This window comes from Methylovulum sp., assembly GCF_028687615.1.
Taxonomy (GTDB): Bacteria; Pseudomonadota; Gammaproteobacteria; order Methylococcales; family Methylomonadaceae; genus Methylovulum.
In genome coordinates, this window is sequence record NZ_JAQTZU010000002.1 from 135,141 (window position 1) to 155,837 (window position 20,697).

Sequence of the window (20,697 nt, forward strand, 5' to 3'; positions counted from 1 at the left end):
AGCCAAATCCTTAGGGTGAAAGTGTAGGCTGCGGATTTTACAAATTGTAATGTTAAAAGACGTTTGCGCCACTATTTATGCCAACGACTTATGCCAACGACATGACATTTTTTGTCACAAGCTGACTGGCGCGGGCAATTCAAGCGGGGGCGATGGCTGGGTTTATTCGCGGGCGATGGGCGGGCTAAAGCGGTTAACGCCCGTGGCGGTTGCTTTATAACGGGGCGATGGCTGGGTTTGTCGGCCCGGGCATCCGCAAAAACCGGCAAACCGGCGGTAAATAGCGGCGGTGTATGTGCAGTGGCACACATCCTGCTTTATCCTTGTCGAGTTTTCTCATCCCGTTTCCAAGTTGAGTTTTCTCGTCCCGTTTCTAACCCTAAAAGGCAATCTATTATGAAAAATCAAATGCAAAAAGTTCAACAAGGTTTTACCTTAATCGAGTTGATGATCGTGGTCGCGATCATCGGTATTTTGGCGGCCATTGCGATTCCGGCTTACCAAACCTATACTGCCAGAGCTAAATTTTCTGAAGTGGTATTGGCGACTGCCGGCGTGAAAGCGGCGCTTGATGTTTGCGCCCAAACCGCGAACACCATGGCAGGCTGTGCCGCCGAACCTGCGGTTGTCGCTGCTATGGCTAACGTCAATAATGCTGGGAATACTACTAAATATTTAGCCGCTGCTACTCCTGTAGTTTTAGGTATTGCTGGAGAGGTAGCCACACTGACAGCGACAGCGGCAGCAACTTTGAATAGTGAAACCTATATAATTAACGGCACTTACGATCCAGTTATTGGTGGTGGCGCAGGCGGCAGAGGCTCGGTAGAGTGGATAAAAGGTGCTGGTAGTTGTGTTGCTGCTGGCTACTGCTAATCTTGTAGTATCGTAGGTCGGGTTAGCGCTAGCGTAACCCGGCAACAGAAGCAGGGCGGGGTTTGAAACCCCGTCCGTAACGTTTCAAGAGACTTGTCCAGCCGCTATGTTTGTTACAAAAAACCGCTTTGGGTTGACCTTAAGCGGTTTTTTTATGTGTGTGCATTGGCGGGTGGCGTTAAAATAACAAGCAACCGGACAACATCGGAACGCAATCGTCGGGTTAGGTTAGCGCTAACCCGACCTACGCATTATGCGTTGACTATCGGCGGGTAATGTTAAAATAACCCGCCCGCCACCACGGAAATTGACCAAAAATGTTAATCACCCTCCACAAACCTAAAAAACGCGTAACGGCGGCGCTATTGCATTTTGGCGCCAGTATCGGCTTTTTTTCGCTGATCATGTGGGTTTTGATCAATTGCTGGTATCCAGGCGTTTATTTTGATACGGAAGGCGGCTTGCAGGGCATTAAAATTGTCGCTGGCATTGATGTGGTTTTAGGCCCGCTCATGACCTTGATTGTCTTTAACCCCCAAAAAAGCACCCGCGAATTGACGGTTGATATCGGCATCATTGCCGTCGTACAAATTATGGCCCTGCTGTGGGGTGTTTATACGCTGCATAAGCAACGGCCGGTGGCCGTGGTGTTTTGGGGGAAGGGTTTTATGACCGTACCCGCACAAGCATTGGATGACCAAGCATACAAGATTGATGGTCTGAGGGCTTTTAGTGATGCTTCGCCTGCAATTATCTATGCTGAAAATCCCATCATTCTGGCTGATTTGAAGAAAATGATGGATTTGATATTAAAACAACGTATCCCGCCGCATCATCAAACCTGGCTATATCGCCCGCTCAAAGACCATTTCGCCGATATAAAACCCCGGCAATTAAACATTGACGGGATCATTGCCAAACATCCCGATGTAAAAAACCCATTGCTGCCGATACTGCAAAAACATAAGCAAAGCATCCATGATGTGCTGTATTTTCTATTACAATCAAAATATCACGATGGCATTTTGATATTTGCCCGGAACGGTCAATATCTGGGGGCCGTCACGCCTGATTGACCGGTCTGGGCGGGCATAAGCTTTTCTGTTTTGATAATAGTTGTAATCTTTAACTTAGGAATGTGCATGGAATAAATTCGCGGATAAAGACCTGTCAGGTTTTTAAAACCTGACAGGTCTGACGAGCCGGTGCGGAAATTATTTCATGCTCGTTCCTTAGGATTTGGTCATTAATAACTTCCCGATATTAAGACCTGACGGGTTTTTGAAACCCGTCAGGTCTTAAGTTTCAAGAATGGTTCAGGGAAGTTATTTTTAGCCAAATCCTATATCCTGCCAATAAATGGCCCGGGGATAACTTTTATCCCCGGGCCTTTTTCATTTATGACAAATTCATAACAAGGACAACTGGTTTCTATCAGCGTCATAGGTTAAAATTACCCAGTATATTTGTGATTATTATAACGTAAAGGGAAAAGTCGGCCCAGGCTGCTTGGATATTACGAACGATATGACGCACACAAGAGTTTATAACTACTATCGAAGGGGCTGCTCCGTGAAAAATACAAAGCAACTATTCGCAGGTCTGTTTTTAATGGCTTCAAGTCTTGGAACAGCGCAGGCGGAATATACGCTCAATTTAACAAAAGGGGTCACAAAGGTCAGTCATGACGTTTATGACCTGCACATGCTGATTCTATGGATTTGCGTAATCATTGGCCTTGGTGTGTTCGGCACTATGTTTTACTCGATTTACCATCACCGTAAGTCGAAAGGGCATAAAGCGGCACAATTTCATGAAAACACGACTGTTGAAATCATCTGGACGATTATTCCTACCTTGATCTTGGTGGGTATGGCGATACCCGCCACGAAAACTTTGATGGAGCTTGACGATGTGCAAGATTCCGAGATGTCCATCAAAGTGACGGGATGGCAGTGGAAATGGGAGTACGATTATCTGGATAATGGCATCCATTTTTTTAGTAGCCTTGATGAGGCCAGTAACAAGGCGCGTCAAGTCGGTTCGGGCGTTGACCCCCGTTCAGTTCCGCATTATCTGTTAAATGTTGACCACCCTTTGGTCATCCCGACCAAAAAGAAAATCCGTTTTCTCTTTACCGGTGCGGATGTGATCCATTCCTGGTGGGTGCCTGATTTGGGCTGGAAAAAAGACGCTATCCCGGGCTTTATTAATGAATCTTGGACTTCGGTCGATAAACCCGGCACTTATCGCGGCCAATGTACTGAGTTATGCGGCAAAGACCACGGTTTTATGCCGATTGTCGTGGTTGCTATGGATCAGCCCGATTATGATGCCTGGGTTAAAAAGACTCAGGATGAATCGCAAAAAGGGGCTGATTTGAGTGACCAAAGCCATGATCAGTTGGTATCTAAAGGGGCGGGCGTTTATGCAAAAAACTGTTCGACCTGCCATTTGCCTGATGGCAAAGGTGTTCCGGGGGCATTTCCTGCCATTACCGGCAGCGCGGTGGTCAAAGGCGATATCAATGCCCAAATCAATTTGGTCTTGAATGGCAAGGGCGGAATGCCGGCGTTTGCAAAAATGTTAAAAGCTGATGAGTTGGCGCAAGTTATCACTTTTACCCGTAATGCACTGGGTAATGCTGTTGGCGATGAAATACAGCCAAAAGCCATACAAGAGTTATTGCCAAAAAAATCAGCCGCACCTGTTGTTAAAACAGAGGTTAAAGCCGCAACGCCCGAAAAAGTAGAAGCTGTTGCCGATATGTCCAAAGACGAGTTAATCGCTTTAGGAAAATCGGTTTATGACAGTAACTGTAGCTCTTGCCATCAACCGGAAGGGCAGGGCATGGCTCCTATGTTCCCTGCGTTAAAAGGCAGTGCTTTGATCAAGGGCGACATTAATGCCCAGGTGGATTTATTGTTGAATGGAAAAGGCATGATGCCTGCTTTTGGTCATACGTTAAATGCAAAAGATTTTGCCTCGGTTGTTACCTTTACCCGCAATAGCTTGGGCAATTCGACCAATGATGTTATACAACCATCAGCCATACAAAAATTGCAAGCCGCCCTGCCGCCTGCACAGGACGATGAATAAGGCATCACTGATTCTTGTCCATTTACGCTTTTTCTATTATTTCGAGGTATAAAACTATGTCTGCTGTTGTAGCTGAACATGATGGTCATCATCACGATGATCACGCCCACGGCCCTGAGAAAGGCTTGTTAAGATGGATAGTGACCACTAACCATAAAGATATTGGTACGCTTTATTTATTGTTTGCGCTGACCATGTTTTTTGTCGGTGGGGCTATGGCGCTGGTTATCCGTGCCGAGTTGTTTGAGCCAGGTTTGCAGTTTGTTGAGCCGCAGTTTTTTAATTCAATGACCACCATGCACGCGCTGGTCATGGTGTTCGGTGCGGTTATGCCGGGCTTTGTGGGGCTGGCTAACTGGATGATCCCGATGATGATTGGCGCGCCGGATATGGCGTTGCCACGCATGAACAATATGAGTTTCTGGATGTTGGTTGCCGGGGTTTTATTGCTGGCAAGCACTTTGTTTATGGAAGGCGGCGCACCTGCTGCGGGCTGGACATTGTATCCGCCGTTGGTTTTGCAAACGGGTAAGGCCCTGCCTTTTGCGATATTTTCAGTGCATTTACTGGGGGTTTCGTCAATCATGGGGGCGATCAACATTATCGCCACTATTTTCAATATGCGTGCGCCTGGCATGACCTTGATGAAAATGCCATTGTTTGTTTGGACTTGGTTGATCACCGCCTTTTTGTTGATTGCGGTCATGCCGGTTTTTGCAGGCGCGGTGACCATGTTGTTGACCGACCGGTTTTTTGACACCAGCTTTTTTGATGCCGCAGGTGGCGGTGACCCTGTCCTTTACCAGCATATTTTCTGGTTTTTCGGCCATCCTGAAGTTTACATCATGATTTTGCCGACTTTTGGCGTGGCTTCGACCATTATTCCTGTGTTTGCCCGCAAGCCTTTGTTTGGGTACAGCTCTATGGTTTATGCGACCGCATCAATTGCTTTCTTATCATTCGTCGTTTGGGCGCATCACATGTTCACCGTCGGTATGCCGATAGCCGGTGAACTGTATTTCATGTACGCAACCATGTTAATCGCGATTCCTACGGGTGTTAAGGTGTTTAACTGGACAGCGACTATGTGGAAAGGCTCCATGACTTTTGAAACCCCCATGTTGTTTTCAATTGCTTTTGTCGTGTTGTTTACCCTAGGCGGTTTCACTGGCCTGATGATGTCGATTGCGCCATCTGATTTCCAATACCATGACACTTATTTTATCGTTGCCCATTTCCATTACACCTTGGTTCCGGCGTCGGTCTTTATTCTGATGGCGGCAGGATATTATTGGTTGCCCAAATGGACAGGCCACATGTACAACGAAAAAATCGGCCAATTGCATTTTTGGTTATCTGTCGTATCAGTCAATATTTTGTTTTTTCCCCAGCATTTCTTGGGACTGGCAGGTATGCCGCGCCGGATTCCAGATTATGCCGTGCAATTTGCAGATTGGAATATGATTTCCAGCGTCGGCGGTTTTATCTTTGGAATTAGCCAATTGTTATTTTTGTATATCGTCATTGATACTATCAGAGGCGGAACTGGTGAAAAAGTCAGTGATGAAGTGTGGGAAGATGCACATAAACACGGTTTGGAGTGGACTTTACCATCACCTCCACCGTACCACTCATTTACTACACCACCGACTGTAATTCCGACTGAGCATATTTAAGCAGTTTTGCAAAGCCATGCACTTATTCGATGCGCCACTTGCTTTAATGGGGGGCGCATCAGGTGACAGAATGAAAACAAAAACAAAAAATATTTTGACGGCGGTATTATTGGCAATTGTCGCTATTGCAATCTATGTGTTTGCAGTGATCAAGGCGGTTTCTCAATGAACGATGATGTCAAGCAAAAAAACGCCAAATTAGTACGCACTTTGGTATTCGTGGTGGTTGCTATGTTCGGTTTCGGTTTCGCCCTCGTCCCGCTTTATGACGTGCTCTGTGATATTACCGGACTGAATGGCAAAGTGGCGTCGGTAGCAGTTAAAGAAATTGTTTATCCGGTTGATAAAGATAGGGAAGTCAGCGTCGAATTTGTGACTTCGCTGAATGAATCGGCACCGATGTTGTTCCGTTCGGAAACTAAAAAACTGAAAGTTCATCCTGGTGAATATTACACGGTTAATTTTTATGCCGAAAATTTGACGGATAAGGTCATGGTCGCACAGGCAATTCCAAGTATTTCACCAGGTTTGGCTGCCGAATATTTTAAAAAGACCGAGTGTTTTTGTTTTACAGAACAAACTTTCAAACCGCGCGAAGGCCGGACGATGCCGGTACGTTTTGTGGTCGATCCAAATTTACCTAAGCAGTACAAAATAATCACGCTTGCTTATACATTTTTTGATAATACTAAAACACAGTAGAAGGATAGGGGAATAACATGTCTTCAAACGAAACTTATTACATTCCGCATAAGGCGACCTGGCCGGTGATGGCTACCGCTGGTTTAATGTTGACGCTGGCGGGTTTTGCAAATTATTTGAACCATTCGTCTATTGGTTCACCCATGATGATTATTGGTTTTGCCATCTTCATCGTGATGCTGGCGGGATGGTTTACGTTACAGGCGACTGAGAGCGAAGCGGGCATGTATAGCGCCCAGGTAGGCATTTCCTATCGGATGGGCATGATGTGGTTTATCTTTTCTGAAGTGATGTTTTTTGCCGTTTTCTTCGGATCACTTTGGTACACCCGCAATTTGTCAGTGCCTTGGTTAGGTGGTGAAGGCATAGGTGCGGCGACTAAAGAATTATTATGGCCCGAATTTGAAGCCCATTGGCCGACTAACGGCCCAGCTAAATTGATCAACGGCTTGCCGACCCAAGACGGTGAATTTGAGCCTATGGGTGCTTGGGGGCTGCCGTTCTTAAACACTCTGATCCTGTTGAGCAGTGGCGTGACGTGTACTTGGGCGCATCATGGTTTGTTGGCAAATAAACGTGAGCAACTGATAAAAGGTTTGATCGCCACTGTCGCTTTGGGCTTTTTGTTCGTTGCTTTCCAAGCGTTTGAATATCATGAAGCTTATACCGAAATGGGTCTGACTTTGGGATCAGGTATTTATGGCTCGACTTTCTTTATGTTGACCGGTTTTCATGGTTTACATGTTTGTATCGGCGCCATAATTTTGAGCGTGGTGCTGTTCCGTAGCGCCAAAGGCCATTTCAAACCGGAAAATCATTTTGCTTTTGAAGCGGCGGCCTGGTATTGGCATTTTGTTGACGTGGTTTGGTTAGGTTTGTTTATTTTTGTGTATCTGATTTAAACGGCCCGAAAAACAAAAAAAGCGTTGTCTGTCTGTGGCAACGCTTTTTTTTTGTGTAAAGCTTTTGTAAGCCTTTGTTTACTTAACTGGTTGTAATGCTGGTGTTGCTTGTCTTATTGTGTTGATTTGTGCGCCTATGCCGTGCGGTTTCAAGATTCCGGTTGCCAGGGCAATAAAGATAAAAATGAACAATAAAACGGAAAGCGAGATACGGAAGGTCAAGGCTTTGACAATTTTTTCGGAATGTTCTTGGTTCTTATCTTTTATCAAGTTAAAAAGTGCGATGCCAAGGCTGATAATAATCAGGGCAAACGCGAAAATGGCTATGCTTTTTATGATCATGTCGGTGTTGTGCTTGTGGAATAAAGTTATTTTCGATTGTTCAGGTTTGAATACCAAACGTTAATTAATGCAAGTTCGATGAAATGATGCCATGCCGTTTAAAATAATCCCCACCTTGGTTTATCTGGTTTTGTTGCCGATTTTGCTTGCATTGGGAAACTGGCAGCTTAACCGTGCAGAAGAAAAACGGCAATTCCTTGTTTTGCAGGAACAGCAAGCCAATAGCGAAGTGATGGCTTTGTCCGTGTCCAGTCAAGATGATGTGCAAGATTTAAGATATAAAAAAGTACGGTTCACGGGGCATTATGACGTAGCGCATCAATTTTTGCTCGATAATCAGGTTTATGCCGGCAAAGCGGGGTATTTTGTGTTGACTCCTTTTGTGCTTGAAAGTGGGGCAAAAGCGGTGTTGGTCAATAGGGGATGGTTGCCTTTAACGCCAAACCGTGCCATTTTGCCAGATGTGAAATTTACCAGTATCCAAACAACAATTACGGGAAGAATCAACCAATTTCCGAGTGTCGGCATCAAACTCCCCGAAGCCGATATTCCGGCTGGTAATTGGCCTTCTGTGGTGCAAGTTGCCGATAGTTCAATTCTGGCTAAGAAACTGGGGTATCCTTTGTTCAGCTTTCAGGTCGAATTGGACAAGCATTTTCCAGATGGCTATACCCGCGAATGGCAAACAAGCACCCTGATGCCACCCGAACAACACACCGCTTATGCCATGCAATGGTTTGCGTTGGCTTTAACGTTGACGCTACTTTTTATTGTGTACAGTTTAAAAAAATCAAATGATTAACCAACAACAAAAAAACCACCTAATTATTTTAGTTATTTTTGGGATGTCGGTCATCCCCGTCCTGATTGCTTGGAGCCTTAGCAAAAACACCGCTTTGCTGACGGGTAGCGTCAATAAAGGTCAATTAATAAGCCCGGTTGTCGCGACTGATTGGGCCGAATTTTCGGGTTTTGACGAATTTTCCGAGAAAAATATTGGCGAAATCAAAGGGCATTGGCTGATAGTTAATGTCATGCCCAAAAACCAATGTGCACAAGTGTGTTTGGACTCCCTATTAAAAACCAAGCAATTACGTTTGATGCTTAATAAGGAATTGCCACGGACGCGGCGTATTGTAATGATACTTAAGGAAATTAAACCTGGAATCGCTAAACAGTATTGGCTTAAGGATGCTTTGTTATGGCGGTTGCGCCAAACCCAAAACAAACAAGATGAAGCGTTGTTTACAGAGTTGTTGCATGAACAAAATAAACTTGACGACGCATTGGTTACAAAATTGATAGCTCAGGACAAACCTGAGCTTGCCTCCAGTTCTGATTTAATCAGGATCAAACCTAGCATTAGTTTGATAAAAAAAATGACCGACATTAGAAAAAGCGATATACCCGATGGCATGTTGTTTTTAATCGACCCGTTGGGCAACTTGATGATGCAATACGAGCCTGGATTTGATCCTTACCAAGTGAAAAGTGATCTTATGCACCTGTTGAAAATCTCCCAAATTGGTTAATAAAAAGGGAACGAGAAGTAATGTTTAGAAAATTAACCCTGTTTAGCGTTGTCCTGGCGTTAATCGTTATCGTATTAGGTGCCTACAGCCGATTTTCCGGCGGGCAACTGAGTTGCCCCGACTGGCCGACTTGTTACGGGCAGTTATTCATCGGTGATATTTCGCAGTTGAACATGCCATCGGGTGTTGGACTTGTTGGCATTTGGAAAGAACTTGCCTACCGTTATGCTTACCTATTGTTAGGCTTGATTATTTTGCCGATGGTTATATTAAGTTGGCGGGAAAAATCCTCTCGGCTTGTCGCGGTGGCAACAATGTCGGCATTGTTGGTTTGCGTCGGTTCGCAGGCCATTTTGAATTATTGGCTGGTCAAGCTACAGGCCATGCCGATAGTCGTGACAGGCAGCATAATTCTAAATATGGTTAGTTTTTGGCTGTTGTGTGGATTGTATCTGTACAGTAAAGCCAATATTATTTTGCTAAACAAGGCTGCTTCAGTTTGGTTTTGCCGGTTTGCCATGCTGGTTTTATTTTTGCAGATTAGCTTAGGTGCGTGGGTCAGTGCCAACCATGCCAGCTTGGTGTGTGTCGGGTTTCCACAATGCAACGGGCAATGGCTGCCCGTAGCGGATTATCAAAACGCTTTGAATTTATTAGGCGGTTTGCTTAGTGGCTATAGTGGTGATTTGTCTTATGACCAGCAAGTGGCGGTCAATGTCTTGCACCGCTGGGGCGCGGTGGTGTGTTTCTTCCTGTTGACTGCATTGATATGGGGCAGCCTGTCGGTAAATAAACCCAGACCCGTCAGGGTGGCTGCTTTATGGTTAAGCCTCTTGGTTTTTGTTGAAATTAGCTTGGGCATTGCTGGTTTTAAATTAGCAATGCCTGTATGGGTCGTCGTTGTCCACAATGCAATAGCTGCATTGTTAATGTTGCCGTTGCTGGCGATCAGTTTTTATAGTCGCTATGGATTGATGGAAGCCGAACCGGTGCTTGCCGGACCGGAACCGGCGGTTGCCACGGTCAGCGAAGATATTGCCGAAGCGCTTTATGAAGAACCCGCTCCTGAATCATTGTTGTTGCGGCTGAAAAGCCAACTAAAACGTACCCGTTCAGGTTTGGGCGGTATTTTGACGAATCTGGCACTGGGTTCCAAGGCAATTGACCAGGATTTGCTTGAAGATCTGGAAACCCGTTTATTGATGGCGGACATAGGCATTAATGTCACTACCGACATTATCGCGCAGTTGACGCAACGGCTTGAACGCCATCAACTCAGCGACGGCGAAGCATTGTCGGCGGCTTTGAAAGAAGAATTGCTCAATATTTTACAGCCGTGCAACCAGCCGTTGTGCATACCGAAACAAGATAAGCCTTTTGTCATTTTGGTCGTCGGCGTCAATGGTGCTGGCAAAACCACGACCATAGGCAAATTAGCCAAACGTTTGCAGGTGCAAGGCCACAGCGTCATGCTGGCGGCGGGTGACACGTTTCGGGCGGCGGCGGTTGAACAATTGCAAACCTGGGGAGAACGGAACAAGATCCATGTCGTGGCGCAGCATACCGGTGCCGATTCGGCCTCAGTGATTTATGATGGTGTGCAATCCGCCCAGGCCAAGGGCATAGACGTGTTGATCGCCGACACCGCAGGACGTTTGCATACCAAATCGAATCTGATGGACGAATTGAAAAAAGTCAAACGTATCATGGCTAAGTTGGATGAAACTGCGCCGCATGAAGTGTTGCTGGTATTGGATGCGGGGACTGGACAAAATGCCTTGTCGCAAGCGAAATTGTTCAATGAAGCTGTAGCCTTAACGGGTTTGGTGTTGACCAAATTGGATGGCACGGCAAAAGGCGGCGTGATTTTTGCCCTTGCTAAACAATCAGGCATTCCTATCCGTTTTATCGGTATCGGCGAAGGTATTGATGATTTGCAAGATTTTAATGCCGAAAATTTTGTAAACGCCTTATTTGCCAATGATTAAGCCTTGATTAACTAAAATATCGCCTATGTTAAAGTTTGAAAATGTCAGTAAACGTTATCAGGAAACCGGCGAAGTGTTGCGTGATGTCAGTTTCCATTTACGGCACGGTGAGCTTGCTTTTCTGACTGGACATTCGGGGGCGGGCAAGAGCACTTTGTTAAAATTGATTGGGGTGATGGAACGCTGCAATAAAGGCCAAATATTTCTTGATGGTGAAAACCTAAGCCATGCAAAAGAAAAGCAAATCCCCTACTTGCGCCGTAAAATGGGCTTTATTTATCAAGATTACAAGCTGTTACAAGACCGGACGGTGTTTGACAATGTTGCATTGCCATTGGTGATCGCAGGTTTTGGACATCAGGAAATTGGCCGTAAAGTGAGGGCGGTGTTGGATAAAGTCGGCCTGTCGGGCAAGGAAAAAAAATTCCCGTTGGCTTTGTCGGGCGGGGAGCAGCAACGGGTTGGAATTGCACGGGCGGTGGTAAATAAACCGCCGATTATCATCGCCGATGAGCCGACAGGTAATCTTGATCCTGAATTATCTTCTGAAATCATGAGCTTGTTTGAAAGTTTCCAGCAAGTCGGCGTTACCGTATTCATCGCATCGCATGATATTTCGTTGATAAAAAAAATGAACCATCGTGTGTTAAAGCTTGACCACGGCCAATTGGTGTCGAGCTAGATGAACAAATATAATAAAAGACGGCAACAGACACGGGAAGTCAAACCGCCTAAATATCTTAAACCGGCTAAATCCGATAGCCGCCAGAATACGGTGGCTGGCGGTAGTTTTATGGATAAGCTAAATGCTTACCGTGACCTTCATGCCCATGCCCTTTTTTCCAGTTTAGGGCGCTTGGTGGCATCGCCATTCACATCTATCATGACCGTTGCTGTGCTCGCCATTGCCATATCCTTGGCTAGCGGTTTTTATCTGGTGTTGGTCAATTTTCAGCAATTGACCAGTCATTTGGAGACCAGCACACAAATTTCCTTGTTCCTTAAAGAGGAAGTGTCAGAACTCCATGCCAAAAAGCTGGCGGATGGCATCAGAAACAAGCCTGAAGTACAGCAAGTCACGTTGATTAACAAGGAGCAGGGCTTAGCGGAATTTAAAACTTACAGTGGTTTTGGTTCAGCTATTTCTGCTTTAAAAACCAATCCCTTACCAATAGTTATCCAGGTATTGCCGAAAAATTCCCTGACTGACAAGCGGCAACTTGAGGCACTTTTGCATGAATTCCAGCAAAATGTGGACGTTGATCTGGCCCAGATGGATATGCAATGGCTAGAGCGTTTGCAGTCGATTATCGCCGTTGGCGAGTGTGCGGCGACCATACTTAACCTGATGCTGGGTTTGGCGGTATTGTTTATTACCGCAAACACCATTCGTCTGGAGCTTCATAGCCGTCGTGAAGAAGTGATTATCGCCAAATTGGTCGGAGCCACTCATGGCTTTATTCAGAGACCGTTTTTATACGCCGGTCTATGGATTGGTTTTATCTCTGGTGTTGTGGCTTGGTTTATTGTCACTGCCATGATGTTGATATTGAGATCACCTGTAGAAACCCTGTCTTCTCTTTATGGCGGCAATTTTCATTTGGTGTTTTTTAGTTTTACAGAAACGCTTAAATTGATCGGAATTTCGTCTTTATTGGGTGTTGTAGGCTCCTGGGCTGTTTTGATGTATCAGCTTCAGCATACCAAACCTGAATAAAACTTGAACTTTAAAAATTGTTGGCACTCACTAGCACCGAGTGCTAAAATTTATCCAAGTTTTTACCTATCGGGGGACTAATATGAGTAACGCCTTAACTTTACCGGTCAATTTATCTGTCGGCACCTTTGACGCCTATCTGAATCTTGTTAGACAGATGCCTAAATTAACATCTGAGCAAGAACATGAATTAGCTTTGAAATACCGAGACGATGGTGATCTGGAAGCGGCTAGGCAACTGGTCATGACCAATCTGCGTTTTGTCGTGCATGTCGCCAAAGGTTACAGCGGTTATGGTTTGTCCATGCCAGATATTGTCCAAGAAGGCAATGTTGGTTTGATGAAAGCCGTTAAACGTTTTGATCCCGATATGGGGGTACGCTTGGTGTCCTTCGCCGTGCACTGGATCAAGGCTGAAATCCACGAATATGTCATCAAAAACTGGGCTATCGTCAAAATTGCGACCACCAAAGCCCAGCGCAAGCTGTTTTTCAATTTACGCAAATCCAAAGATGATTTGGGTTGGTTGTCCAATAACGAAGCCGAAGCCATTGCCAGTGATTTGAATGTCGAGTTGAGCAGCGTCTACGAAATGGAAAAGCGTCTGGGCAATCGCGATATGCCCTTTGATATGAGTGATGACGACTCAGATGAAGACAGCTACATCGCACCGGCTAATTATCTTCAGCAACATGGAGCCGACCCTGCAATGCTGCTGGAAAACGCCGATTGGGGCGGACATGAGCATGATTTGCTGCATGATGCGATGGCGACTTTGGATGAACGTAGCCTGGACATTGTTTCCAGCCGTTGGTTGGCGGAGAAAAAAGCCACTTTGCATGAGTTGGCGGAACGTTACAATGTTTCGGCGGAGCGGATACGGCAATTGGAACAAAATGCGATGAAGAAACTTAAGGCCGCCGTGGTCTTAGAAGCTTGAGCTAGCCAAGATTTAACACGTAACATTTGGTATCGAGTAAAAAGGCTTAACGATCCATCGTTAAGCCTTTTTTATTTGCGGCAATTATTCTTTCCGACGCTAATTAAAAGATAACAAGTCCTTAGGTGGGCTAGGGGTCAACATTAAAGCCCGTCGTTTTAAATTTATAATCGGCAAAAATTGCCCTAGCCCATTTAAAAAAAGGGGGATTCTTAAAATGTAATGATGCTTTCGCCGTCACTGACCAGCACAATATCCGCAGGACGCACGGCAAACAAGCCGACGCATACTACGCCGGTGATATTGTTGATCAGCCGTTCTAGTTCAATCGGTGTTGAAATCGTCAAACCGTGGACATCCAAAATATGGTTGCTATTGTCGGTCACGCAGCCTTCGCGGTACACAGGTGTTCCGCCCAATTTCACCAATTCCCTGGCGACATAGCTTCTAGCCATTGGGATGACTTCCACTGGTAAAGGGAATTTGCCCAATACATCCACCCGTTTAGAACCATCGGCGATGCAGACAAATTTTTCGCTGGCGGCGGCGATGATTTTCTCGCGCGTCAATGCCGCACCGCCGCCTTTAATCAATTGTTTCAATGGGTTGATTTCATCGGCCCCATCGACATACACTTGCAGCGGGCCGACCGCGTTCAAATCCAACACGGGGATGCCGACTTTTTTCAGATGCTCGGTGGTGCCTTCCGAGCTGGACACCGCGCCTTCAATTTCGCCTTTCATATCGGCGAGATAATTGATGAAATGCTTGATGGTTGAACCAGTGCCTACGCCGATGATGCCGACATCTTTCACATATGGTAAGGCGGCATGGGCAACTTTTTGTTTTAACTCGTCTTGTGTCATAGCGGTTGTAGCTCCTGTAAAGTGTTTGGGGTGTGCGATATGAATTTTCCCATTAGTTCTTGCACGGTATACTTAATAATACCGTGCAAGAACTAATGGGAAAATCCATATCCAATTCAATAGGTTATTAATTGTTTCATAAGTGCTTGCCAAAGCAATTTTAGTGAAAAAAACGATTTTAGTGCAAGCACTTATGAAACAATTAATAATACCGCAGAACCCCGTATTATTCAGCCCATTTTTAACTCATGCCCCAAAAATACATAGAAAAAATACTCCGCGCCAAAGTCTACGATGTCGCGATAGAAACCCCGCTTGATTTCGCCCGCTCCCTGTCCGAACGTTTACAAAATACCGTCTATTTAAAACGTGAAGATTTACAGTCCGTGTTTTCGTTCAAACTACGCGGTGCGTACAACAAAATGTCCTTGTTGGATGCCGGCGAAAAACAACACGGTGTTATCGCCGCTTCCGCCGGCAACCATGCCCAAGGCGTGGCGTTATCGGCAAACCGCTTAGGCATCAACGCCTTGATCGTCATGCCCACGACCACGCCGGAAATCAAAATCAAATCCGTCCGCGCTATGGGGGCTGAAATCGAACTGTTCGGCGATTCCTACAGCGAAGCCTACACCCATGCCCAGCAATTGGCGGACGCATCACAACGCGTTTTTATCCATCCTTATGATGATCCCGATGTCATTGCCGGACAAGGCACGGTGGCGATGGAAATCTTGCGCCAACACACCGCCGGTTTGGACGCGATTTTTGTCCCTGTGGGTGGCGGTGGCCTACTGGCTGGCGTTGCCGTGTATGCCAAATTCGTCCGCCCTGACATCAAAATCATCGGTGTCGAACCGGATGACGCCGATTGCCTAAACCGGGCTTTGCAAGCAGGTAGCCGGGTCATCTTGAATCAGGTGGGTTTGTTCGCCGATGGGGTCGCCGTCAAGCAAGTCGGCGCGGAGCCGTTCCGTTTGGCAAAAAAATATGTCGATGAAGTCATCACCGTCAACACCGACGAAATCTGTGCGGCAATCAAGGATATTTTCGATGATACCCGCTCCATCGCCGAACCGGCCGGCGCGTTGGCGATTGCAGGTTTGAAAAAATATGTAGAGCGTGGACAAATCACCGGACAAACACTGGTGGCGATAGACAGCGGCGCGAACATCAATTTTGACCGCTTGCGCTATGTCGCAGAACGGGCGCAAGTAGGTGAACACCGCGAGATTTTGCTGGCGGTCAGCATCCCCGAAGAACCCGGCAGTTTTTTGGCGTTTTGTAAATTGCTGGGCGGGCGGAGCATCACCGAGTTCAATTATCGTTATTTTGATGCGGCAATGGCGCAAGTGTTTGTCGGTATTTCCAGTAGCGGCTTGGAAACCGACCGCGCCAGCGTCATCGCCCATCTGCAAGCGCACGGTTTCCTCGTCACCGACATGACCACTAATGATCTGGCGAAAGAACATATCCGTTACATGGTGGGGGGCCATGCACCTTGCGAATTGCACGAAATTATTTACGGCGTCGAATTCCCCGAACGTCCCGGCGCGTTGTTGAAATTTTTGCTTGAATTGGGTGGGCGCTGGAATATCAGCCTATTCCATTACCGCAATCACGGAGCGGCGTTTGGAAAAGTGCTTATGGGTTTGCAAATGCCGCAAACCGAGCAAAAATCTTTCGAACAATGTTTGGAGGAATTAGGTTTTATCTATCAAGAAGCGACCGAAAATCCGGCTTACCGTTTGTTTTCGGGTGGGATGAGTTAGTTTTTGCATGTCTTAGGAATGGGCATGGAATAGTTTTGGCAATTACCCGCTAGACCTGTCAGGTTTTAAAAACCTGACAGGTCTCAATCCTCGAACTTATTCCATGCCCATTCCTTACGATGTGTTGGGATTATTGTTTGAATGGCTTTTATGCCTAAAATTAGGCTCATTAGATGAAAACATTGGTTGTTATTGTCATTTTGTGACAATAATTGTCATGTTACCAATCAATCAGCGCAATTAGTATGCTTAAAAATACGGCTTATTTGATTCTAAAATGGTGTTTTTATTAAAAACACTTATTTTTTTAAAAAATAGGCATCGATATTGCTTTGTTTATTGAAAATTCTACATTTATCGAGTACAAACCAATAATGCCAAAAATAATTTGCCCGACCAGCAAACCGAAAAATACTTTTCGTAAATTACTCATTTCTGGAGTCAGCGCGTTCTCATTTTTACTATCCGGCGTCGCCCTTTCTGGACAAGTCAATTTAATACACAATGGCTCTTTCGAGTCCACCACCGTCAGCAATTCGGCTAAAGTCAACAACTCTAATCTTAGCGGTTGGAATATAGGGACTGGTACGGGAGGCGGATATACGTTTTTAACTTTTTCAGGTCAGGCAGGTGTCAATGTTGGCGGCGGTTTTCCTTTATGGAATGTGAATAATGTGATTCCGAATTCAAGTCCTGATCAGGGAAAATTTATTGTATCAGATGGTGCATACCACTTGACGACCCTGTATCAAACAGTGACGGGGCTGACGGTTGGAAAATATTATGACCTGGCTTTTTATCAAGCTGCGGGACAACAAAAGGGGTTTGATGGTTCCACAACAGAGCAATGGCTGGTTAGTTTTGGCGGGGCATTGACTACCACAAATAGCATCCTTCTCCCTAGTGGGCAAACTTATACTGATACGACACAGGTTGTTACTGGAGGCCAAAATCAATATTCGCATCTAATGAGTAATCCAAATCATGGTTTTGTTCCTTGGGAGCAGCAACATATGACGTTCAGGGCAACGGCCCAAAGCGAATTGATTGGGTTTTTGGCCTTGGGTGGGCCATTAGGCCAACCACCGTTTTCTTTGATTGATGGCATTTCCTTAACCGAACAAGTGCCAGAGCCCGGCAGCGTGTTGTTGATGCTGGTGGGCGGGGTTGCGTTTGCATTCTTGAGAAGACGTAATCTGACCAAAACAGTTGCCAACGTGTAATTGAAAACTGTGGTATAAGCGTGTGCCGTTTCCTAAACGGCACACGCTTTTTTGTTTTTATCTTTTTCATTAATTATGGAAATTCTCCAGCAACTGCACATAGCCCCTTTTGTCGTCGATGTCTTCAGGCTATCGATTTGGTTGCTGGTCATCATGGTCATTTTTGTGCCTCTGGAAAGGTTTTGTCCTTTACATCCGCAGAAATTTTTCCGTAAAGCATTTTTTACCGATTTCATTTATTTTTTCTTAAGCGGCCTTCTGCCTAAATTCTTTATCGCCTTACCGATGTCGTTAATCGCGCTAGGTCTGCATGGCTTTATTCCCGGTGAATTGCATCAACAAGTTGCCAGTTTGCCAATGTGGGCACGTTTTAGTGCGGCAATGGTTGTTGGAGAATTTGGCACTTACTGGGGGCATCGCTGGATGCACGAAATCCCGTTTTTATGGCGTTTCCATGCGATCCATCACAGCGCGGAACAAATAGACTGGTTGGTCAATACCCGTGCCCATCCTATTGATCTGGCCTTTCCCCGTCTCTGCGGTTTTGTCCCCATGTATTTATTAGGATTGGCCCAGGCCAGTGGCAATAGCATGGATCTGATGCCTTTACTGGTCACGTTGGTGGGGACTATTTGGGGATTTTTCATACACGCCAATCTTCGTTGGCGATTTGGCTGCTTGGAATGGATGATCTCAACCCCTGCTTTCCATCATTGGCACCATACCAACGATGGCCCGGAGTTTATCAACAAAAACTATGCCCCCATGCTGCCTTGGATGGATAAACTTTTCGGCACCTTTTACCTGCCTAAAAAACAGTGGCCTACGCGTTATGGTATTAATGACACAATGTCGCCCAGCATTGTGCAACAGTTGATCCAGCCTTTTTCCTCCTCTAAAAAGCTTCCGACCCGGAATACAGGTTTTTAATCTGGGGCTATGTCACCTAAGCATTTAGCTTGGTCGCCCATGCTAAACCTAGCAAAGTATAACTAGCAAAGTATAAATAGCGTGGATTCAACTGTTTCAATGCCATTTTTGCATAGCGACAAGTTTTAACTTTACTCCTTCCCGATTTTTTGGCATAACAAAACCACTTTATGGTCAATTTGTGCTGACAGCCATGTTTATTTTTATCGCGTTCAGTTTGGGCTTATGTTTTTTGTTGCAGGCCGCCAGCCCTTGGCTGGGTTGGCTGGTGACGCCGTGGGTGTTGTATGGCGGTTTGATCGTGGCGGTGATAAGTTTGGTGGCGGTGATGCTTGACCGAGGTTTTTCCCGATTTTGGCATGATCTGTTTTCGGGCAGCGTGTTGCTGGTTTGGTATGCCCACTGGCAGCCGTTGTTTAAAGATGACACGCCGGTGTTTTTTGCTTATGCCTTATATTTTGTTTTTATGACGGCGTTTATTGAATTATTTTTCATTGCCCAACGGCAAAATATTGATAAGGATGTTTTACGCCATTTGCAAATGCTCGCCAAAAATCTTCAGATCAAATCCTGGATGGTGATGGTGTTGGTTTTGGTGAGCTTGGAATTGCTGGATCATTACATGCTGTATCCGGTTGCTATGACTTTGTTAATGTTACGGTATGCTTTGTCAACTTATTTGGAACCGGAATCGGGTTCGTAGCTAGGTTTAGGGTTGGTAAGCTTTAAATCCAAACAGATGACATCCTTTGGCGTGATGTTTATCTGTTTGGATGGGATGAAATATCCTGTGTATCTAATCCTGTGTATCTAATCCTGTGTATCTAATAAAGGATGATGCAAGCCATTTTGCATGACGTGGGGATGGATGCCCATCAGGCATTAGCCATTACGATGATAACGGCTTTTATTTGGCTTGATGGTTTTCGTCAGTTTGCTGATTTTAGAAGTGCTGCGTACATTGGTTTTACTGGTTTTAAGCGTACTGCGATGATGAGCTTTGGTAAATTTAGCTAGGCTTGGGGGATGGCTTTTATTGGTATTTTTGGCGATCCTGATGGCTTTTTTATGCTTGCCTGAAGGGTGGCTGATGTGGGCGTGACGGCTGTGGGTGAGTGTTTTGCTGTGATGTCTTTTCGGTGGGGTGTATTGTGCATAAGAGTGGCGCGGTGCATCATGGCCACAACCGAGCTGGTAGGGTGGTGTGCTGGGGAACTTGGCCGGTATCGCGGTGATGGTTTTATTAGGATAATCATTTAGGGCATTGCCAAAACCATCATCCATCATCGAAGTCATCAGTTGGTAACGTTCTGAACTGGTCATGCCGCCCATGACCACCCCAATCAAGCGTTTGCCGTTTTGTTGGGCGGAGGACATCAGGTTATAACCGGAACCGCAGGTGAATCCGGTTTTCATACCTTCTGCACCGGGATAATTGGCGGTAAATTTATTGATGCCGCGCAACTCCTGTCCACGGAAATAAAAATTGTGGGAGGCAAAATACGGGTAATAATTCGGAAAATCGTGCAATGTCCGATAAGCCAATAAACCTAAGTCACGCGGCGTAGTCACTTGCCATTGGTGGGGCAGGCCAGTGGCGTTCATAAAATGGGTGTCATACATCCCCAGTGCATGGGCTTTTGCCGTCATGCGGACGGCGAAATTATCTTCATTGCCGCCTAGATGCTCAGCTAACACCACGGCGGCGTCGTTGGCGGAGCGCGTGATCAATGCCAGTATCGCTTCTTCGACGCTCAAGTTTTCGCCAGTCCTTAAGCCCAGCTTGCTATTGGGTTGGCGGGCGGCGTAACTGGAAGTTGTCATCATCTCGTTTAACTGGATTTCCCCTTGCCGCAAGGCGGAAAACGCCATGTACAGCGTCATCACTTTGGTCAGCGAAGCCGGGAACCAAGCGTGGTTGGCATCTTGCTCGAAAATGACCTTGCCGTTATCCGCGTCTATCAAGATGGCGGCATGGCGGCTATAACTGGCTCCCGATACTAGGGATAAGCACAGTGACATTAAAACAAGCAGGGTTAGTTTTACATTCTTCATGTTAGAAAGTTTTCTATAAGTCGGACACTCAAAGACCATCGCCATTTTACTGTTGGTTTTTACTTGCGTGGCAAGCG

21 protein-coding genes are annotated in these 20,697 nt (G+C 45.8%); 18 read left to right on the plus strand and 3 right to left on the minus strand.

Annotation, left to right across the window (positions count from 1 at the left end; genetic code table 11):
- Window positions 1–49: 49 nt before the first annotated feature.
- The 8 genes from PHH59_RS01935 (at window position 50) to PHH59_RS01970 (ending at window position 7,255) form a co-directional block, all read left to right on the plus strand.
- The gene (locus PHH59_RS01935) at window positions 50–220 is read left to right on the plus strand and encodes a hypothetical protein (RefSeq protein ID WP_300010374.1); all 171 of its coding nucleotides are present in this window, start codon (window positions 50–52) and stop codon (window positions 218–220) included.
- Window positions 221–396: 176 nt separating this feature from the next.
- A complete protein-coding gene (locus PHH59_RS01940) occupies window positions 397–876 on the plus strand; it encodes a prepilin-type N-terminal cleavage/methylation domain-containing protein (protein WP_300010377.1) in 480 nt (159 codons plus the stop codon).
- Between the two features lie 317 nt (window positions 877–1,193).
- The gene (locus PHH59_RS01945; protein WP_300010380.1) at window positions 1,194–1,952 is read left to right on the plus strand and encodes a hypothetical protein; all 759 of its coding nucleotides are present in this window, start codon (window positions 1,194–1,196) and stop codon (window positions 1,950–1,952) included.
- A gap of 535 nt (window positions 1,953–2,487) precedes the next feature.
- On the plus strand, window positions 2,488–3,975 hold the full coding sequence (gene coxB / locus PHH59_RS01950; protein WP_300010383.1) for a cytochrome c oxidase subunit II: 1,488 nt from the start codon (window positions 2,488–2,490) through the stop codon (window positions 3,973–3,975).
- Between the two features lie 56 nt (window positions 3,976–4,031).
- A complete protein-coding gene (ctaD, locus tag PHH59_RS01955; RefSeq protein WP_300010386.1) occupies window positions 4,032–5,651 on the plus strand; it encodes a cytochrome c oxidase subunit I in 1,620 nt (539 codons plus the stop codon).
- 16 nt (window positions 5,652–5,667) lie between these two features.
- Window positions 5,668–5,820, plus strand: coding sequence for a hypothetical protein (locus PHH59_RS01960; protein WP_300010389.1), 153 nt, complete (start codon window positions 5,668–5,670; stop codon window positions 5,818–5,820).
- On the plus strand, window positions 5,817–6,353 hold the full coding sequence (locus PHH59_RS01965) for a cytochrome c oxidase assembly protein (protein ID WP_300010392.1): 537 nt from the start codon (window positions 5,817–5,819) through the stop codon (window positions 6,351–6,353). The genes PHH59_RS01960 and PHH59_RS01965 overlap by 4 nt, the downstream gene beginning before the upstream one ends.
- Window positions 6,354–6,370: 17 nt before the next feature.
- Window positions 6,371–7,255 carry a cytochrome c oxidase subunit 3 gene (locus PHH59_RS01970; protein ID WP_300010395.1) on the plus strand — a complete coding sequence of 295 codons (885 nt, stop codon included), beginning with the start codon at window positions 6,371–6,373 and terminating at the stop codon, window positions 7,253–7,255.
- Window positions 7,256–7,333: 78 nt separating this feature from the next.
- Here the strand turns inward: PHH59_RS01970 and PHH59_RS01975 are convergent, their stop codons facing one another.
- Complete coding sequence (locus tag PHH59_RS01975; protein ID WP_300010398.1) at window positions 7,334–7,597, minus strand: twin transmembrane helix small protein; 264 nt, start codon at window positions 7,595–7,597, stop codon at window positions 7,334–7,336.
- A 91-nt stretch (window positions 7,598–7,688) separates the two neighbouring features.
- Here PHH59_RS01975 and PHH59_RS01980 point away from each other — a divergent pair, with 91 nt between their 5' ends.
- The 6 genes from PHH59_RS01980 (at window position 7,689) to rpoH (ending at window position 13,774) form a co-directional block, all read left to right on the plus strand.
- A complete protein-coding gene (locus tag PHH59_RS01980; protein ID WP_300010401.1) occupies window positions 7,689–8,399 on the plus strand; it encodes an SURF1 family protein in 711 nt (236 codons plus the stop codon).
- Window positions 8,392–9,129 carry a hypothetical protein gene (locus PHH59_RS01985; protein WP_300010404.1) on the plus strand — a complete coding sequence of 246 codons (738 nt, stop codon included), beginning with the start codon at window positions 8,392–8,394 and terminating at the stop codon, window positions 9,127–9,129. The genes PHH59_RS01980 and PHH59_RS01985 overlap by 8 nt, the downstream gene beginning before the upstream one ends.
- Before the next feature lie 20 nt (window positions 9,130–9,149).
- Window positions 9,150–11,117, plus strand: coding sequence for a signal recognition particle-docking protein FtsY (ftsY, locus tag PHH59_RS01990; RefSeq protein ID WP_300010407.1), 1,968 nt, complete (start codon window positions 9,150–9,152; stop codon window positions 11,115–11,117).
- 25 nt (window positions 11,118–11,142) lie between these two features.
- On the plus strand, window positions 11,143–11,799 hold the full coding sequence (gene ftsE, locus PHH59_RS01995; protein ID WP_300010410.1) for a cell division ATP-binding protein FtsE: 657 nt from the start codon (window positions 11,143–11,145) through the stop codon (window positions 11,797–11,799).
- Window positions 11,800–12,834, plus strand: a complete 1,035-nt coding sequence (ftsX, locus tag PHH59_RS02000) for a permease-like cell division protein FtsX (protein WP_300010413.1) — start codon at window positions 11,800–11,802, stop codon at window positions 12,832–12,834.
- Window positions 12,835–12,916: 82 nt separating this feature from the next.
- On the plus strand, window positions 12,917–13,774 hold the full coding sequence (gene rpoH / locus PHH59_RS02005) for an RNA polymerase sigma factor RpoH (protein ID WP_300010416.1): 858 nt from the start codon (window positions 12,917–12,919) through the stop codon (window positions 13,772–13,774).
- A 212-nt stretch (window positions 13,775–13,986) separates the two neighbouring features.
- Here the strand turns inward: rpoH and rpiA are convergent, their stop codons facing one another.
- Complete coding sequence (gene rpiA, locus PHH59_RS02010; protein WP_300010419.1) at window positions 13,987–14,640, minus strand: ribose-5-phosphate isomerase RpiA; 654 nt, start codon at window positions 14,638–14,640, stop codon at window positions 13,987–13,989.
- A 248-nt stretch (window positions 14,641–14,888) separates the two neighbouring features.
- Here rpiA and ilvA point away from each other — a divergent pair, with 248 nt between their 5' ends.
- The 4 genes from ilvA to PHH59_RS02030 all read left to right on the plus strand — a co-directional run bounded on the left by ilvA (window position 14,889) and on the right by PHH59_RS02030 (window position 19,268).
- Window positions 14,889–16,412 (plus strand): threonine ammonia-lyase, biosynthetic, encoded by a 1,524-nt coding sequence (gene ilvA / locus PHH59_RS02015; RefSeq protein WP_300010421.1) that lies wholly within the window; start codon window positions 14,889–14,891, stop codon window positions 16,410–16,412.
- Between the two features lie 332 nt (window positions 16,413–16,744).
- Complete coding sequence (locus PHH59_RS02020) at window positions 16,745–17,635, plus strand: PEP-CTERM sorting domain-containing protein (protein ID WP_300010424.1); 891 nt, start codon at window positions 16,745–16,747, stop codon at window positions 17,633–17,635.
- Between the two features lie 75 nt (window positions 17,636–17,710).
- Window positions 17,711–18,565 carry a sterol desaturase family protein gene (locus PHH59_RS02025; protein ID WP_300010427.1) on the plus strand — a complete coding sequence of 285 codons (855 nt, stop codon included), beginning with the start codon at window positions 17,711–17,713 and terminating at the stop codon, window positions 18,563–18,565.
- A gap of 193 nt (window positions 18,566–18,758) precedes the next feature.
- Entirely contained in the window at window positions 18,759–19,268 is a 510-nt protein-coding gene (locus PHH59_RS02030) for a hypothetical protein (RefSeq protein ID WP_300010430.1), read from the plus strand.
- A gap of 179 nt (window positions 19,269–19,447) precedes the next feature.
- Here PHH59_RS02030 and PHH59_RS02035 read toward each other — a convergent pair whose 3' ends face one another.
- Window positions 19,448–20,587 (minus strand): D-alanyl-D-alanine carboxypeptidase family protein, encoded by a 1,140-nt coding sequence (locus PHH59_RS02035; RefSeq protein WP_300010433.1) that lies wholly within the window; start codon window positions 20,585–20,587, stop codon window positions 19,448–19,450.
- Between the last annotated feature and the right edge of the window lie 110 nt (window positions 20,588–20,697).

Excerpts from the sequence above, each read along its gene's own strand:
- ilvA (WP_300010421.1), top strand. The coding sequence starts at position 14,889 with ATGCCCCAAAAATACATAGAAAAAATACTCCGCGCCAAAGTCTACGAT.
- PHH59_RS01970 (WP_300010395.1), top strand. The coding sequence starts at position 6,371 with ATGTCTTCAAACGAAACTTATTACATTCCGCATAAGGCGACCTGGCCG.
- PHH59_RS01985 (WP_300010404.1), top strand. The coding sequence starts at position 8,392 with ATGATTAACCAACAACAAAAAAACCACCTAATTATTTTAGTTATTTTT.
- PHH59_RS01965 (WP_300010392.1), top strand. The coding sequence starts at position 5,817 with ATGAACGATGATGTCAAGCAAAAAAACGCCAAATTAGTACGCACTTTG.
- PHH59_RS02035 (WP_300010433.1), bottom strand. The coding sequence starts at position 20,587 with ATGTCACTGTGCTTATCCCTAGTATCGGGAGCCAGTTATAGCCGCCAT.
- PHH59_RS01980 (WP_300010401.1), top strand. The coding sequence starts at position 7,689 with ATGCCGTTTAAAATAATCCCCACCTTGGTTTATCTGGTTTTGTTGCCG.
- PHH59_RS01975 (WP_300010398.1), bottom strand. The coding sequence starts at position 7,597 with ATGATCATAAAAAGCATAGCCATTTTCGCGTTTGCCCTGATTATTATC.
- ftsX (WP_300010413.1), top strand. The coding sequence starts at position 11,800 with ATGAACAAATATAATAAAAGACGGCAACAGACACGGGAAGTCAAACCG.
- PHH59_RS02025 (WP_300010427.1), top strand. The coding sequence starts at position 17,711 with ATGGAAATTCTCCAGCAACTGCACATAGCCCCTTTTGTCGTCGATGTC.
- PHH59_RS01960 (WP_300010389.1), top strand. The coding sequence starts at position 5,668 with ATGCACTTATTCGATGCGCCACTTGCTTTAATGGGGGGCGCATCAGGT.
- ftsY (WP_300010407.1), top strand. The coding sequence starts at position 9,150 with ATGTTTAGAAAATTAACCCTGTTTAGCGTTGTCCTGGCGTTAATCGTT.
- ftsE (WP_300010410.1), top strand. The coding sequence starts at position 11,143 with ATGTTAAAGTTTGAAAATGTCAGTAAACGTTATCAGGAAACCGGCGAA.
- PHH59_RS01945 (WP_300010380.1), top strand. The coding sequence starts at position 1,194 with ATGTTAATCACCCTCCACAAACCTAAAAAACGCGTAACGGCGGCGCTA.
- ctaD (WP_300010386.1), top strand. The coding sequence starts at position 4,032 with ATGTCTGCTGTTGTAGCTGAACATGATGGTCATCATCACGATGATCAC.
- PHH59_RS02030 (WP_300010430.1), top strand. The coding sequence starts at position 18,759 with ATGTTTATTTTTATCGCGTTCAGTTTGGGCTTATGTTTTTTGTTGCAG.
- PHH59_RS01935 (WP_300010374.1), top strand. The coding sequence starts at position 50 with ATGTTAAAAGACGTTTGCGCCACTATTTATGCCAACGACTTATGCCAA.
- rpiA (WP_300010419.1), bottom strand. The coding sequence starts at position 14,640 with ATGACACAAGACGAGTTAAAACAAAAAGTTGCCCATGCCGCCTTACCA.
- rpoH (WP_300010416.1), top strand. The coding sequence starts at position 12,917 with ATGAGTAACGCCTTAACTTTACCGGTCAATTTATCTGTCGGCACCTTT.
- coxB (WP_300010383.1), top strand. The coding sequence starts at position 2,488 with ATGGCTTCAAGTCTTGGAACAGCGCAGGCGGAATATACGCTCAATTTA.
- PHH59_RS01940 (WP_300010377.1), top strand. The coding sequence starts at position 397 with ATGAAAAATCAAATGCAAAAAGTTCAACAAGGTTTTACCTTAATCGAG.